This is a genomic window from Mesorhizobium helmanticense, from assembly GCF_003034915.1.
In the GTDB taxonomy this organism is placed as follows: domain Bacteria; phylum Pseudomonadota; class Alphaproteobacteria; order Rhizobiales; family Rhizobiaceae; genus Mesorhizobium; species Mesorhizobium helmanticense.
On the sequence record NZ_PZJX01000038.1, the window covers coordinates 113,962 to 127,858 of the forward strand.

The following is a 13,897-nucleotide window of genomic DNA, read 5'->3' on the forward strand; positions in this document are numbered from 1 at the left end:
CGACATCCTTGTTTTAGGCATCGGCACTGATTCGACAAGATACAGCCAATAGACGCGTTTTTCCTTTTGTTTATGCGAGCAAAGACTGTGCAACGCTTTCGATGCCGGCGGCGTCGAGTTGATAGTGCCTGTAGAGATGGGTCGGCGGTGCGATCAGGCTGAACTCGTCCTTGATGCCATGGCGCACAAGCCGTGCGCCGCCGCCTTCCTCGGCCATCACTTCAGCGACCGCGCCGCCGAGACCGCCCAGCACATTGTGTTCCTCGACCGTGAGCACGATGCGCGATTTGCGCGCTGCCGCCATGACCGCCTCGCGGTCGAGCGGCTTGATCGTATGCATGTCGATCAGGCCGACGGAATGGCCCTTTTTGTTCAAAGCTTCCATCGCCGCTTTGGCCGGATGGACCGGCATGCCGCAGGCGATGATGGTGAGATCGGCGCCGATGCCGTGGACGACGGCCTTGCCGAATTCGAACGGCGCGTCATCGGCGTAGAGGACCGGATCATGGCCGCGCGCGATGCGGAAATAGATCGGCTGCGGATGATTGACCGAAGCGCGCAGCGCGGCCGCGAATTGCGGTCCGTCGGCGGGCGACACCACGGTCAGGTCGGCGATCGAGCGCATGATGGCGATGTCCTCAGTGGCGTGGTGCGAGGTGCCGTAGAAGCCGAGCGAGATGCCGGTGTGGTGGCCGATCAGGCGGACCGGCTGCGCGCAATAGGCGACATCCATGCGGATCTGTTCGCAGCAGAGCAGCGCCAGGAAGGAGGCGAAGGTCGCGACATAGGGCATGACGCCAGTCGTGGCCATGCCGGCCGCGGCCGAGACCATGTTCTGCTCGGAAATGCCGAACTGGGTGAAGCGCTCGGGAAAGCGCCGGGCAAAGCCGATCAGGCCGTTAGAGTGCTGCAAGTCGGCGGTGCCGGCGACCACCGGATGGCCGGCCTCCGCCAGCTCGATTAGCGTGTTGGCGAGGGTGGCAAGTGAGGGCGCGCGTTTGTTGAGCTCGCGATATTGCCAGGACTCCGGGTTGAGGGCGCGGTTCATTGCGCACCAGCCAGGATCGCTTCGCGTGCAAGCGCCTCGTCCTCGGGCGCGAGATAGCCAAGATGCCAGCCGGGCTCGGTCTCCATGTAGTCGATGCCCTTACCCTTGACGGTCCTGGCGATGATGCAGCACGGTTTTTCACGCGCGCTGTCGGCTTTTACGGCGCGTAGCAAATTGGCGAGTGCTGCGACGTCGTGGCCGTCGACCTCATGCACGTCCCAGCCGAAGGCGCGCCATTTCTCATCGAGCGGCTCGATCGCCACCACATCGTCGACCTTGCCGTCGAGCTGGTAGCCGTTGCGGTCGATGATGGCGACGAGCTTGCTCAGACGATGGCTGGCGGCACTCAGCGCTGCCTCCCATACCTGTCCTTCCTGCATCTCGCCGTCGCCGAGCAGGACGAAGACATTGAAGTCCTGGTTCTGGAAGCGGCCGCCCAAAGCCATGCCGACGCCATTCGACAGCGCATGGCCGATCGAGCCCGAACTGAAGTCGACGCCCGGCACCTTGCGCATGTCGGGATGATCGCCGAGCGGGCTGCCGAGCCGTGTGTAATCGTCGAGCCAGGATTTGTCGAAGTAGCCGAGATCGGCAAGGATCGGAAACTGGCCGACGGCGGCATGGCCCTTGCCCATCAGGAAACGGTCGCGGTCGGGCCAGGCCGGTTCGCCCTGCCTGAGCTTCATCGTGTCGTAGTAGAGGACCGAAAAGATCTCGGCGCAGGAGAACACCGACGAATAATGGCCGACCTTGGCGATCGAGATCAGGCGGATCGTCTCGAGCCGTACGAAGCGTGCCCGCTCGCGCAGACGCGCCGCCTGTTCGTCCGAGATCCGGCCGCCCGGACTGTTGCTCGGCCACCGGTTTGCGCCTGATGACGCCATGCCTTGTCTCCTCCTGATTGAATCCGATACTCGACAACTTATAAGTTATAAGATACTGAGTGGACCCGCAACTTAATTCGTCTGCCGCAGGACTGAGGACATGCTCCACAATTCGGCCCGCGCCATCGACATGAGCCTGCATCTGCATTCGCAGACCGATCCGCGGCGGCATGAACAGGAGGGCCCCTTCGTCATTTCGAGCGGCGATGGCGTGCATGTCCACGACGACACCGGAAAGCGCTATATCGAAGGCATGGCGGGCCTGTGGACCGCATCGCTTGGCTTCAACGACGCCAGGCTTGCAGCGGCTGCCGGCGCCCAGTTCGCCAGGCTGGCAAACTATCACACCTTCAACCATCGCTCGAACGAAGCTTGCATCGACCTGATGGAGCAGATCGCGGCGATTTCGCCGCTGGCGCCGTGCAAGATCTTCTTCGCCAATTCCGGTTCCGAGGCGAATGATTCCATGATCCGGCTGGCCTGGTATTATCAGGCGGCGCGCGGCATGCCGCACAAGCGACGCATCATCAGCCGTCAGGGCGCGTTCCATGGCAGCACCGTGATGGGCGCGCTGCTCAGCGGCCTGCCGCATATGCATCGCTCATTTGGCACGAACAGCGACGATATCCTCTATGCCACCAAGCCGCATCTTTATCGGGAAGGACATGAAGGCGAGAGCGAGGACGACTTTGCCGATCGCCTGATCCACGAGCTGGAGGCGATGATCCTCAAGGCCGGCCCTGACACCATCGCCGCCATGATCGCCGAACCTGTCATGGCGGCGGGCGGTGTCATCGTGCCGCCGCGAGACTATTTTGCCAGGCTGCGCCAGCTGCTCGACCGACACGACATCCTGCTTTTGGCCGACGAAGTCGTCTGCGGCTTCGGCCGCACCGGCAACTGGTTCGGCAGCCAGACCTTCGACTTCGTGCCGGACATGTTCTCGGTCGCCAAGGGCCTGTCGTCGGGCTATCTGCCGATCGCGGCGGTGGTCGTGTCGGACAGGCTCTACCAGGCGATCGCCGACGAGGGGCATCGCAATGGCGGGTTCGGTCATGGCTTCACCTATTCGGGCCATCCCGTGACCTCGGCGGTGGCGGCGGAGGCGCTGCGGATTTATCACGAAATCGATGTGGTCGGGCGTGCGCGCGCGCTCGGCTCGCATATGCATGCGGCATTGCACGAGGCGCTTGCCGATCATCCCATGGTGGGCGAGATCCGTGGCGTCGGCCTGATCGCCGGTGTCGAGCTTGTCGCCGACCGGCGGACCAGGCAGAGCTTTCCGGCCGAGGCGAAAGTGGGTGCGCAGGTGGAGCGCGCCTGCCGCGCGCGCGGCATCATCCTGCGCAACATGGGCGACGTGCTGGCGCTGTGTCCGCCTTACATCGTCGAACCCGAGCAGTTGGACGAACTCGTCCATGCCCTCGCTTTGGCGATCGAGGACACGCGAACCAGTCTCGGTCTCTGAGGCGCGAAAGGCGCGATTTGTGTCTACTATTCCAGTGAACTGCTTCAGCGGAGGTTTGTATGAACGACAGGATATCCCACGATCCAGCTGATGGAATCGCCTTCGTCAATGGAGCCTATGTGCCGCTGACTGAGGCTACCATTCCGCTCACCGACCGCGGTTTCGTGCGCTCCGACGCGACCTATGATGTCACCCATGTATGGAAGGGGCGCTTCTTCCGGCTCGACGACCATATCGAACGCTTCCAGGCCTCGATGCGCGGCCTGCGCATGAGCCTGCCCTATTCCTCGACCGAGATCGCCGCAATCCTGGTCGAATGCGTTCGCCGCAGCGGGCTGCGCGACGCCTATGTGCAGATGACCTGCACGCGCGGCGTGCCGCCGCGCGGAACCCGCGACCCCAGGCTTTGCGAGAACCGCTTCTATGCCTTCGCCCAGCCTTTCGTGTGGATCGCCAATGACGAGCAGCGCCGTGACGGGCTGAAGATGGTGGTGAGTTCCGTACAGCGCATCCCGCCGGAATCGGTCGATCCACGCCTCAAGAACTTTCATTGGCTCGACCTCACCATGGGTATCTTCGAGGCTTATGACAAGAACGCCACCGTTGCGGTGCTCACCGACGGGCAAGGGCATGTGACCGAGGGCGCCGGGTTCAACGTCTTTGTCGTGAAGGACGATGTCATCACGACGCCCGACCGCGGCGTGTTCGAAGGCATGACGCGCCGCAGCGTCATCGAGCTGGCTACTGAGGCCGGCGTCGGCTGCGAACTGCGTCCGCTCGCCATCGGGGAACTGCGCGATGCCGACGAGATATTCATCACCAGTTCGGCGGGCGGCATCATGCCGGTGACGGTGCTTGACGGCCGCATCTACGGCAATGGCAAGCCCGGACCTATCACCAGCCGCATCCACGACCTCTATTGGGCCAAGCATGATGCCGGTTGGCTCTCCAGCCCGGTCGACTACACGCCGTGAGCGCGGCGGAACGCGTCTTCCTGGTGACGGGCGGCACGCGCGGCATCGGTGCTGCTTGTGTCAGTCGCCTCGCTGCCGATGGTGCGTGCGTCGTCTTCACCGGGCGCGACCGGGATGCCGCTCAAGCGGTGATGGACGCGGTTCCACAGGCGGTATTCGCGGCTGGCGACGCCACCAGTGAGCCCGACTGCCAACGCGCGGTCGCTATGGCTCTGGAGATCGGCAAGGGCAGCATCGCCGGATTGGTCAACAATGCCGGAACAGGCGCCAGGCTCGCCTTCGACCAGACCACGCTCGCCGACTGGGAGCGGACGATGACCGCCAACACGACCTCGGCCTATCTGTTCACCCGCCACACGCTGGCGGGATTGCGCGCCGGCCGTGGTTCCGTGGTCATGATATCCTCGGTCGCCGGCCTCGTCGGCGAGCAAGGCCTGGCGATCTATACGGCGTCCAAAGCGGCACTGATCGGTCTCGCGCAGGCGCTGGCATTGGAATATGGGTCCGAGGTTCGTTTCAACACGCTGTGTCCCGGCCAGATCGCCACGCAGATGATGGCGAAGACGCTCGCCATTCCCGGCCGCCGGCAGGCGCTGGAAAGCCGCATTCCGGTCGGTCGCCTCGGCACGCCCGAAGATGTGGCCGAGACGGTGGCCTGGCTGATGTCGCCGGCTGCAAGCTTCATCAACGGCGCGGTGATCAGCGTCGATGGCGGAGAAACCGCCGGTCTCATGGCATCTAAGTCTGATGGGATCTAAAGCTGAGCTTCGATAGCCGCCTTGTCCACGACAGACCAAACTTGCACGATCTTCCCGTCGCGGAATTCGTAGATCACGTTCTCCGAGAAGGAGACTCGCTTGCCGTTCAATGGGAGGCCGAGGAAATTAGCCTTTGGCGAACAGTCGAAATCTATCCGGCTCGCTATGTAAGGCGGATCGGCAATCAGCATCCGGACGTTGAAATAAAGGTCCGGAATGTCGTCGAAGTCTCGCTCCAGCATCTGGCGATAACCTGACAGGCCGAGCCGCCGGCCATTGTGGATCGCGTCGTCATCAACGAACTGTCCCAGCCTCGGCCAGTCCTGCTTGTTCAGGCAGGCGATGTAGTCCCGGTAGATGTCGGCGAGGGTGGTTCCGGTCATGGCAATGTCTCTCACTACCCGGCTGCAAATTTGGCGCCCCGGTTTTGAGTCCGGCTCGCCGCGAGGCGCTGTGCGACATGGTCGGCGATCGCCAGGCTGGAGGTCAGGCCGGGGCTTTCGATGCCGAACAGATTGACCAGGCCGTCAATGCCATGGACCGAAGCATCCTGGACGACGAAATCGGCGTTGGCCTCGCCGGGACCGGAAAGTTTCGGCCGGATGCCGCTATAGGCCGGCTGCAGGGCGCCATCGGCAAGGTCCGGCCAGTATTTGCGGATCTCGCTGTAGAAGCGTTCGCCGCGCCCCGGGTCGACGCGGTAGTCGAGCGTATCCGTCCATTCGACGTCCGGCCCGAAGCGGGCGACGCCGTCGAGATCGAGCGTCAGATGCACGCCGAGCCCGCCGGGTTCGGGCACGGGATAGATGAGCCGCGAGAAGGGAGCCCGGCCGGCGACCGAGAAATAATTGCCCTTGGCATAGCGAAGTTCCGGGACGAATTGCGGATCGAGCCCGTCGATCGATCGGGCAAGCGCCGTGGCATCGAGTCCGGCTGCATTGATGAAGGATTTGGTTGCGATTTCAAAGCGCTCGCCGCTTGTGCTGTCGATCGTGTCGAGCACTATGAGTCCACCCTTGGTGAGCCCACGTTCGATGCGGCCGGACACTATGCTTGTGTTGAGGCTGAGTGCGGCGCCATGCTCCTCGGCGTCGCCCAGCAAGGCGAGCATCAGCGTATGGCTATCGATGATGCCGGTGGAGGGGGACAGCAGCGCCGCCGTGCAGCGCAGCCTGGGCTCCAGTGTGAGCGCCTCGGCGGCGGTCAGAGGCACCAGGTCATCGACGCCGCAAGCCGATGCATTGGCCCGGATGGTGGCAAGCACCGGCTCCTGGCCGGCATTCGCGGCGACGATGAGCTTGCCGCAGCGCGCGTGCGGGACCGCGTGCTCCTCGCAATAACGGTAGAGCATGTTGCGACCGGCGACGCAGAAGCGCGCCTTCAGCGATCCAACGGGATAATAGATGCCGGCGTGGATGACCTCGGAGTTGCGCGAACTGGTCCCGGTGCCGATAGCGTTCGCGGCCTCGAGGATCAGCGTGTCCATGCCGCGGCGCGCCATGTCTCGCGCGATCGCAAGGCCAACAACGCCGGCGCCGGCGACGATGCAGTCGACATGGTCCATGCTCAGGCGGTCCCGGCCTTGACGTCGTGCCTGCTGATGAGCCGTTCGAGGATCACTTCTCCACCTTCCGTTATGTCGGCGACAATCGCCCGCTCGGCGGCGTCGGCATCCTGTTTCTCGACGGCCGCAAGCACCGCATAGTGGTTCTCGATCATGGCACGGCCGCCCTCATGATATGATTCCGCAATCAGCGGGCCCATCTGCAGCCAGAGCCGGTTCAGTATGCCGCGCAGCACCACCATATCGGCGATGTCGGCCAGCGCGAAGTGAAAGGTCTGGTTGAGCGCCAGTCCCTCCGTCCAGTTTTTATCGGCGATCGCCCGTTCGTTCAACGCAATAAGGCCGCGCAGATGTTCGACATCCTTGGCGGCCGCCTTGAGCGCGGCTTCCCGCGCGGCGAGCCCTTCGAGCTTCAGCCGGATCTGGCGGATTTCGCGATAGCGCCTCAGCGTGATGATGGGAACACGCACCTCGCGCGCCGATTTCTGCACCAGCGCCTCGTCCTGGATCAGCCGCAGGATGGCGTCCCGGACCGGCGTCACACTGGTTCCCAGCGATTGAGCGAGGTCGCGGATGGTGAGCCTCGCATCAGGCGCGAACCGCCCTTTGATCAGCGCTTCGGCGACACGGGAATAGACCGTTTCACCAAGGTTCTCGCGTTCGAGGGTCTCGAAGCTGAAAGCCTGCATTACGTCTCCGCCCCATCCTCGCCAGCCCACAGGAAAGGGGCTTGACACTATATCTTATAAGAAACATGATGCATCAAACAGCATAATGCAAGAGGGAACGCCAATGCGCGCCGAGTGGCGGGCAAGCGCGGGAATATCCCTGGAAGCAGGCAGGACAGGACCTTATGGACGCACGACCGAACTCGCCCGAAGCCCGCGACATCAACTACCACATGCATGGCTACACCAATGCCCGCAAGCATCAGGAGTCCGGGCCGCTCATCATCGAGAAGGGCGACGGCATCTATGTCGAGGACCTGGCCGGCAACCGCTACATCGAGGCAATGGCTGGCCTCTGGAGCGTGGCGGTGGGCTTTTCGGAGAAGCGGCTGGTCGAGGCGGCGACACGGCAGATGGCCAAGCTGCCCTTCTATCACGACTTCGGCTCGAAATCGCATTCGCCGCTGATCGATCTGGCCGAGAAACTGGTGCAAATGGCGCCAGTGCCGATGAGCAAGGCCTATTTCACCAATTCCGGCTCCGAAGCCAACGATACGGCCATCAAGATGATCTGGTACCGGTCGAATGCGCTTGGCCAACCGGAGCGTAAGAAGATCATCAGCCGCAAGCGGGGCTATCATGGCGTCACCATTGCCGCGGCGAGCCTGACCGGCCTGCCCAACAATCATATCTCGTTCGACCTGCCGATCGCCAATGTTCTGCACACCTCTTCGCCGCACTATTGGCGCGAGGCGTTGCCGGGCGAGAGCGAAGAGCAGTTTTCGAGCCGGCTTGCCGACGATCTGGAAAAGCTGATCCTGGCCGAGGGACCGGAAACCATCGCCGCCTTCTTCGGCGAACCGATCATGGGCGCCGGCGGCGTCATCGTTCCGCCGGCCGGCTATTGGGCGAAGATCCAGGCGGTGCTGTCGAAATACGACATACTGCTCGTCGCCGACGAGGTGATCTGCGGCTTTGGCCGGACCGGCGAGATGTTCGGCTCGCAGACCTTCGGCATCCGGCCCGACATCATGGTCATGTCGAAGCAGATTTCTTCGTCCTACCTGCCGATCTCGGCGCTGCTGATCAACGAGAAGGTGTTCGAGCCGATTGCCGATGAAAGCAATCGCATCGGCACGTTCGGGCATGGCTTCACCGGCGGCGGCCATCCCGTCGCGGCGGCGGTCGCGTTCGAGAACCTGAACCTGATCGAGGAACGCGACCTTGTCGGCAATGCGCGCACGGTCGGTGCGCATATGCAAAAACGGCTGCGCAAACTGGCTTCGCATCCGCTCGTCGGCGAGGTGCGCGGCGTCGGCCTGATCGCGGCGGTAGAACTGGTCGGCGACAAGGCGAGCAAGACGCCCTGGGGCGCCGTCGGCGCGCTGGGCGGGCTGGTCAACGGGTTCCTGCAGCAGAACGGCGTGATCTCGCGCAACATGGGCGATGCAATCGCCTTCTGTCCGCCGCTGATCATCACCGAGCCGCAGGTCGACAGCATGGTCGATGCATTCGAAAGATCGCTCGAGGCCGCCGCCAGGCAGGTCGGATCACCGGCCTGACCAGACTTTCGCGGGGCGGGCGCGACCTCCATCGGCAAGGCCCGCCGCTGCGTTGACACATAAGATATAAGATGTAAGTTGTGTGAAAGACCCGAAGAAGCCAACGAAGAAGTGGCGCGACTGAATACAAAAGACAGGTGAGCGCCGGCCGACGCTTCAGTCGCCGGACGCAGAGAAACGACCGCAGGGGCGGTTAAGCAAATGGGAGATTTCCAGATGAACGGACTGAAGAAAACACTGGCCCTGGCCGTGTCGGCCACGATGCTGTCAGCCGGAATGGCGCAAGCCGCGGACTGGTGGCCCTTCAAGATCGCTTCCGCCAAGGACGGCGACCTGAAGAAGGTCGAGGAAATCGAATACAAGCCGCTCGAAAAGGCTGAGAAGCCCTGGAAGCTGTGCGTGCTTTTCCCGCATCTGCAGGACAGCTACTGGGTCTCGGTGGACTACGGCATCGTCGAGGAAGCCAAGCGGCTGGGCGTCAAGGTGACGGTGCTGCAGGCTGGCGGTTACACCGCCTTGCCGAAGCAGATTTCGCAGTATGACGACTGTGTCGCCTCAGGCGCCGACGCGATCCTGATCTCGGCGATCTCGGAAGCAGGCGTTGCCGCCAAGATCGGCGAGGGCATGGGCAAGGGCATTGTCAATATCGCTGTCGCCAACCCGATCCTGGAGACGCCGATCACCGCGCGCATCACACCCGACTTCTTCCAGAAAGGTTTCCAGACCGGCGAATACGTGAAGAAATATCTGGGCGACAAGCAGGGCTCGGCGGTGGCCTTCCCCGGGCCGCAGGGTAGCGGCTGGGCTGAAACCTACATGGACGGTTTCCGCGAGAGCACCAAGACCGGCAACGTCAAGCTGCTGGCCGAGATGTTCGGCGAGGCGAGCGTCCCGGCACAGCTCAAGCTGGTCGAGGACGCGCTGCAGACGCATCCGGACGTCAACGTCATCTGGGGTGGCGCGCCGACCGCCGAGGCGGCGATCGGCGCGGTGGCGGATGCCGGCCTGAGCAATGTGACGATCATGTCGTCCTATGAGAACCAGACGATGCTGAAAGCGGTCAAGGACGGCTCGGTGCTCGGCTTTGCCACCGAATATCCGGTCATCATGGGGCGCATCGGCGTCGACCTCGCGGTCCGCGCCCTGGAAAAGAAGGAGCACGAAAAGGTGCTTCTGGTTGCTCCCGGTATCGTCACCAAGGATAATATCGATAAGATCGATACGACCCAGATCTTCGCGCCGGACGGCTGGCGCCCGGAATTCTCGGTCGAGTAACATCGGGCCTCCAGAAGGTCTTCCCTAAGTCTGGCTGCTTCTCCCAAGTGGCCAGACGCCGCCGGCTTCAAGCGCATCGCTAGCAAAATGATTCAGCCGATGCGCTTAAGTCCTTGTTTTTGAGCATGTCGGCCCAAGCGCGGCTACTTTGGGCGAGATGCTCCAAGGCTTTTGTGACGAGATGCTGGAAGTAACCGGATTCACCAAGAGATTTCGCGGCATCGCCGCGCTGGACAATGTCGACTTCTCGCTCAACGAGGGCGAGGTCCACGCGCTGCTTGGCGAGAACGGCGCCGGCAAGTCGACGCTGATCAATCTCATTGCCGGCACATTCCCCTGGGCCGAGGGCGTCTACCGGATCAATGGCCGCACGATCACGAGCCTCACCCCGCAGGTCGCGCAGGAGATCGGCATCGCCGCCGTCTTCCAGGAATTCAGCCTGGTCCCCGACCTCACCGTGCTCGAGAACATCTTCCTCGGCCGCGAGCAGTCGGGCAGCCTCTTCCTCAAGCGGCGGCAGATGCGCCAGGCGGGCACCGAATTGCTCGACGGGCTCGGCTTTCACCTGCCGCTCGACGAGAAGGTGGCGTTCCTGTCGCGCGCACAGAAACAGATGGTCGAGATCGCCAAGGCGCTGCGCATGCGGCCAAAGGTGCTTATTCTCGACGAGCCCACCGCTTCGCTCACCGACGGCGAGGCCGACAAGCTCTTCCATGCGGTGGCGCTGCTCAAGGGCAGGGGCGTCGGCATCATCTATGTCTCGCACCGCATGAGCGAGATCCGCAACCTGTCCGACCGCGTCACGGTGCTGCGCGGCGGCAAGAGGATCGGCACCGTGGTGACGTCGGAGATTTCGGACGAGGGGCTGATCGAGATGATGGTCGGCCGTCCGGTCGAGCAGCTCTTCCCCAGCATCGAACACAGGCCGGGCGCGGCCAGACTTGAAGTCCGCGACCTGACCACGCAGGACCGTTCCGTCATCGGCGCCTCTTTCGTGGCGCGGGCGGGCGAGGTGGTCGGCCTCGCCGGTCTCGTCGGCTGCGGGCGCAGCGAGCTTTGCCGTGCCGTCTTCGGTCTGGAGACGGTCGAGGCGGGAACCATCACTGTCGGCGACAAGACCGTCGCGCGTCCCTCGCCAGCGTCCATGCTTGCCAGCAAGGTCTGCTATTTCCCGGCCGACCGCGGTTCGGAAGGACTGGCCATGGCCCGCTCGGCGCGCGAAAACGCGACGATGAGCTCGCTCGACCTGCCGGCCTTGTCGGCCGGGCCGGTGCTGAAGTTCTGGCGCGAGCGCGAGGTGATCAAGGCGCCGCTCGCCGATCTTGCGCTGCGGCCAATGGCGCCCGAGCGCAAGGTCTCGGCATTTTCCGGCGGCAACCAGCAGAAGCTGATGCTGGCGCGCGGGCTGATGCGGCCCTTCGATGTCTATCTCTTCGACGAACCGACGGTCGGCATCGATGTCGGCGCCAAGGTCGATGTCTATAATCTCATCAAGTCACTGGTGGAAGCCGGCGCCTCGGTCGTCGTCTCGACCTCTGAATTGCCGGAGCTCATCAACCTCGCCTCGCGCGTCTATGTCATGCATGAAGGCAAGGTCGTCGCCGAGCTCGGCCAAAGCGAGCTGACGGAGGCGCAGATTCTGTCCCATTATTTCGGGGGGCGGGCGTGAGTTCGGAGCAGGCAACGATGGCCCCTTTGAGCGCGGCCAAACCCGCTGAGCACCGGTCGAGTCTGCTCGACCGCTTTCTCATGCAGGGCGGCATCGTCATCACCTTTCTCATCGTGGCGGTCGTGGCGACCGCGCTGGTCGAGCCGCGCTTCCTCAACCGGCTCAACCTCATCAACGTCATGCGCAATTTCGCGCTCCTGCTCATCCCGTCGCTGGCGCAGATGCTGGTGATGACCGCCGGCGGCTTCGACCTGTCGGTCGGCGCGGTGGTGGCGATCTCGTCCGTGGTCACCGCCGCCGTGATGCTCGTCGGCAGCGGCTATTTTCCGGACATGGAGATCGCAATCATCCTGCTTTCGCTGGTTGCCGCCATTGGCGTCGGCGCGCTTGTCGGCTTGACCAATGCCGGGCTGGTGGCGAGCCTGTCGCTGTCGCCCTTCATGGTGACGCTCGCCATGATGTCGGTGCTGATGGGCATAGCGCTCTATTTCACGCAAGGCATCCCGATCTACGGCGTCGCTCAATCCTTCATTACCGGCGTCGGGCGCGGACAGTTTCTCGGCCTGCCGATCGTGCTGCATGTCGCGCTTGTCGTGCTTATCGGCTGCATCGTCATGCAGCGCTTCACCGCGCTTGGAAGGCATATCTATGCCGTCGGCAGCGATCTGCGTTCGGCGCGGCTGTCCGGCGTGGCGACCGGCCGGACGCTGGCGATCGCCTATGTGCTTGCCGGTATGCTCGCCGCGCTGACGGGATTCCTGATGACATCGCGGCTCGGTTCCGGCCAATCGACCATCGGCGGCACGCTGGCGCTGGAGACCATTGCCGCCGCCGTCATCGGCGGGGTGTCGCTACGCGGCGGCGTCGGCCGTGCCGAGCATGTGGCGCTTGCCGCGCTCTTCCTCGCCGTGATCGCCAATGCGATGAACCTGGTCCAGGTCGACAGCAAGTATCAGACGCTGGTGCTCGGCGCGGTGCTGATCGTGGCGCTCGCCATCGACCGGCTTCTCCTCAGAAAGCGGCAGGCATGAGCACACCCTCAGGCACCAAGGCCCAGTCGATCGGCCCGCTCTCCGGCGCCGCCGTCAAGGACATGCTGCTTGCCGCCCGCCTGCCGATCGCCATCGTCGTCACGCTGGTGCTGTTCGGCATTGTCGAGCCGCGGGTGCTATCGCTGGGCAATTTCCGCAACATTGCCATCCAGGCGAGTTATCTCTCGATCTTCGCCATGGCGCAGACCATGGTCATCCTGACGCGCGGCTTCGACCTGTCGCTGGGCTATACCGTCTCGCTGGTCAGCGTCGCCGCTTCGATGGCCATGGTGGCGATGGGAGGCGGCGACGCGTCGATCCTCTACGGCGTCGGCGCTGGCGTCCTGATCGCCGCGCTGATCGGCCTCGCCAACGGACTGCTGATCGCCGGCATCGGCATCAACCCGCTGGTGACGACGCTCGGCATGGCCAACATGGTGATGGCTCTCGCCTCGACGATCAGCGGCGGCTTTCCGGTCACCGGCCTGCCGCGCGGCCTAACGGCCGAATTCGCGCAAGGGACGTTGCTGTCCATTCCGATCCCGATCTGGTTTGCCGGGCTGGTCTTCGCGCTGCTCTTCCTGACGCTCAAGGCGACGAAGTTCGGGCGCAGCCTCTATATCATCGGCGCCAATCCCCGGGCAGCCGTGGCGGCCGGCATCCGCACGCTGCCGGTGCTCGTGCTCGCCTATACGCTGTGCGCCGTGCTTGCCGCGCTCGGCGCGCTGCTGCTCACCGCCCGCACCGGCTCGGGCGAACCCAATCTCGGCGGCAATCTTACGCTGGAAGCGATCGCCGCCGCTGTCGTCGGCGGGGTGCGGCTGTCGGGCGGCGAGGGCGGCGTTGGCGCGGCCCTGCTCGGCGCGCTGTTCATCACCGTGCTCTCCAACGGCATGAACCTTGTCCAGATCGACGGCTATCTCCAGCAGATCTGTCTCGGCGTCATTATCATCGTCAGCCTGATCGTCAATCGCGACGTCGCCAGGCGCTGAAACC

13 protein-coding genes are annotated in these 13,897 nt (G+C 63.6%); 8 read left to right on the plus strand and 5 right to left on the minus strand.

Annotation, left to right across the window (positions count from 1 at the left end; translation table 11 throughout):
• Positions 1 to 70 precede the first annotated feature (70 nt).
• Positions 71 to 1,048 carry a transketolase family protein gene (locus C9427_RS20360; RefSeq protein ID WP_107650891.1) on the minus strand — a complete coding sequence of 326 codons (978 nt, stop codon included), beginning with the start codon at positions 1,046 to 1,048 and terminating at the stop codon, positions 71 to 73.
• Positions 1,045 to 1,932 carry a transketolase gene (locus tag C9427_RS20365; protein ID WP_107650892.1) on the minus strand — a complete coding sequence of 296 codons (888 nt, stop codon included), beginning with the start codon at positions 1,930 to 1,932 and terminating at the stop codon, positions 1,045 to 1,047. The genes C9427_RS20360 and C9427_RS20365 overlap by 4 nt, the downstream gene beginning before the upstream one ends.
• A 100-nt stretch (positions 1,933 to 2,032) precedes the next feature.
• Here C9427_RS20365 and C9427_RS20370 point away from each other — a divergent pair, with 100 nt between their 5' ends.
• From C9427_RS20370 to C9427_RS20380, 3 genes are read left to right on the plus strand one after another with little or no spacing between them, the layout of a single operon-like run.
• On the plus strand, positions 2,033 to 3,400 hold the full coding sequence (locus C9427_RS20370; protein WP_107650893.1) for an aminotransferase: 1,368 nt from the start codon (positions 2,033 to 2,035) through the stop codon (positions 3,398 to 3,400).
• Positions 3,401 to 3,459: 59 nt separating this feature from the next.
• Positions 3,460 to 4,374: an aminotransferase class IV gene (locus tag C9427_RS20375; RefSeq protein WP_107650894.1), complete on the plus strand. Its 915-nt coding sequence runs from the start codon at positions 3,460 to 3,462 to the stop codon at positions 4,372 to 4,374.
• Entirely contained in the window at positions 4,371 to 5,132 is a 762-nt protein-coding gene (locus tag C9427_RS20380) for an SDR family NAD(P)-dependent oxidoreductase (RefSeq protein WP_107650895.1), read from the plus strand. Before C9427_RS20375 ends, C9427_RS20380 begins: the two co-directional genes overlap by 4 nt.
• On the opposite strand, the gene C9427_RS20385 is transcribed toward C9427_RS20380, so the two are convergent.
• Genes C9427_RS20385 through C9427_RS20395 form a run of 3 tightly spaced genes read right to left on the minus strand, consistent with a single transcriptional unit; the run spans position 5,129 to position 7,385 of the window.
• The gene (locus tag C9427_RS20385; protein WP_107650896.1) at positions 5,129 to 5,515 is read right to left on the minus strand and encodes an ester cyclase; all 387 of its coding nucleotides are present in this window, start codon (positions 5,513 to 5,515) and stop codon (positions 5,129 to 5,131) included. The two genes, C9427_RS20380 and C9427_RS20385, sit on opposite strands and share 4 nt — an antisense overlap.
• A 14-nt stretch (positions 5,516 to 5,529) precedes the next feature.
• Complete coding sequence (locus C9427_RS20390) at positions 5,530 to 6,696, minus strand: NAD(P)/FAD-dependent oxidoreductase (protein WP_107650897.1); 1,167 nt, start codon at positions 6,694 to 6,696, stop codon at positions 5,530 to 5,532.
• Positions 6,697 to 6,698: 2 nt separating this feature from the next.
• Positions 6,699 to 7,385: a GntR family transcriptional regulator gene (locus tag C9427_RS20395; RefSeq protein WP_107650898.1), complete on the minus strand. Its 687-nt coding sequence runs from the start codon at positions 7,383 to 7,385 to the stop codon at positions 6,699 to 6,701.
• A 164-nt stretch (positions 7,386 to 7,549) separates the two neighbouring features.
• Between C9427_RS20395 and C9427_RS20400 the strand changes: the two genes are divergently transcribed.
• From C9427_RS20400 to C9427_RS20420, 5 genes are all read left to right on the plus strand, one after another.
• On the plus strand, positions 7,550 to 8,926 hold the full coding sequence (locus C9427_RS20400) for an aspartate aminotransferase family protein (RefSeq protein WP_107650899.1): 1,377 nt from the start codon (positions 7,550 to 7,552) through the stop codon (positions 8,924 to 8,926).
• A 216-nt stretch (positions 8,927 to 9,142) separates the two neighbouring features.
• A complete protein-coding gene (gene torT / locus C9427_RS20405) occupies positions 9,143 to 10,201 on the plus strand; it encodes a TMAO reductase system periplasmic protein TorT (protein ID WP_107650900.1) in 1,059 nt (352 codons plus the stop codon).
• A 181-nt stretch (positions 10,202 to 10,382) separates the two neighbouring features.
• A complete protein-coding gene (locus C9427_RS20410; RefSeq protein ID WP_107650944.1) occupies positions 10,383 to 11,870 on the plus strand; it encodes a sugar ABC transporter ATP-binding protein in 1,488 nt (495 codons plus the stop codon).
• 17 nt (positions 11,871 to 11,887) lie between these two features.
• The gene (locus tag C9427_RS20415; protein ID WP_107650901.1) at positions 11,888 to 12,901 is read left to right on the plus strand and encodes an ABC transporter permease; all 1,014 of its coding nucleotides are present in this window, start codon (positions 11,888 to 11,890) and stop codon (positions 12,899 to 12,901) included.
• Positions 12,898 to 13,893 carry an ABC transporter permease gene (locus tag C9427_RS20420; protein WP_245437112.1) on the plus strand — a complete coding sequence of 332 codons (996 nt, stop codon included), beginning with the start codon at positions 12,898 to 12,900 and terminating at the stop codon, positions 13,891 to 13,893. The genes C9427_RS20415 and C9427_RS20420 overlap by 4 nt, the downstream gene beginning before the upstream one ends.
• The last annotated feature ends 4 nt before the right edge of the window (positions 13,894 to 13,897 follow it).

What these genes read in the sequence shown, in the direction of transcription:
- C9427_RS20385 (WP_107650896.1), bottom strand. Translation starts at nt 5,515, where the DNA reads ATGACCGGAACCACCCTCGCCGACATCTACCGGGACTACATCGCCTGC.
- C9427_RS20360 (WP_107650891.1), bottom strand. Translation starts at nt 1,048, where the DNA reads ATGAACCGCGCCCTCAACCCGGAGTCCTGGCAATATCGCGAGCTCAAC.
- C9427_RS20415 (WP_107650901.1), top strand. Translation starts at nt 11,888, where the DNA reads ATGGCCCCTTTGAGCGCGGCCAAACCCGCTGAGCACCGGTCGAGTCTG.
- C9427_RS20375 (WP_107650894.1), top strand. Translation starts at nt 3,460, where the DNA reads ATGAACGACAGGATATCCCACGATCCAGCTGATGGAATCGCCTTCGTC.
- C9427_RS20390 (WP_107650897.1), bottom strand. Translation starts at nt 6,696, where the DNA reads ATGGACCATGTCGACTGCATCGTCGCCGGCGCCGGCGTTGTTGGCCTT.
- C9427_RS20395 (WP_107650898.1), bottom strand. Translation starts at nt 7,385, where the DNA reads ATGCAGGCTTTCAGCTTCGAGACCCTCGAACGCGAGAACCTTGGTGAA.
- C9427_RS20365 (WP_107650892.1), bottom strand. Translation starts at nt 1,932, where the DNA reads ATGGCGTCATCAGGCGCAAACCGGTGGCCGAGCAACAGTCCGGGCGGC.
- C9427_RS20420 (WP_245437112.1), top strand. Translation starts at nt 12,898, where the DNA reads ATGAGCACACCCTCAGGCACCAAGGCCCAGTCGATCGGCCCGCTCTCC.
- torT (WP_107650900.1), top strand. Translation starts at nt 9,143, where the DNA reads ATGAACGGACTGAAGAAAACACTGGCCCTGGCCGTGTCGGCCACGATG.
- C9427_RS20400 (WP_107650899.1), top strand. Translation starts at nt 7,550, where the DNA reads ATGGACGCACGACCGAACTCGCCCGAAGCCCGCGACATCAACTACCAC.
- C9427_RS20410 (WP_107650944.1), top strand. Translation starts at nt 10,383, where the DNA reads ATGCTGGAAGTAACCGGATTCACCAAGAGATTTCGCGGCATCGCCGCG.
- C9427_RS20370 (WP_107650893.1), top strand. Translation starts at nt 2,033, where the DNA reads ATGCTCCACAATTCGGCCCGCGCCATCGACATGAGCCTGCATCTGCAT.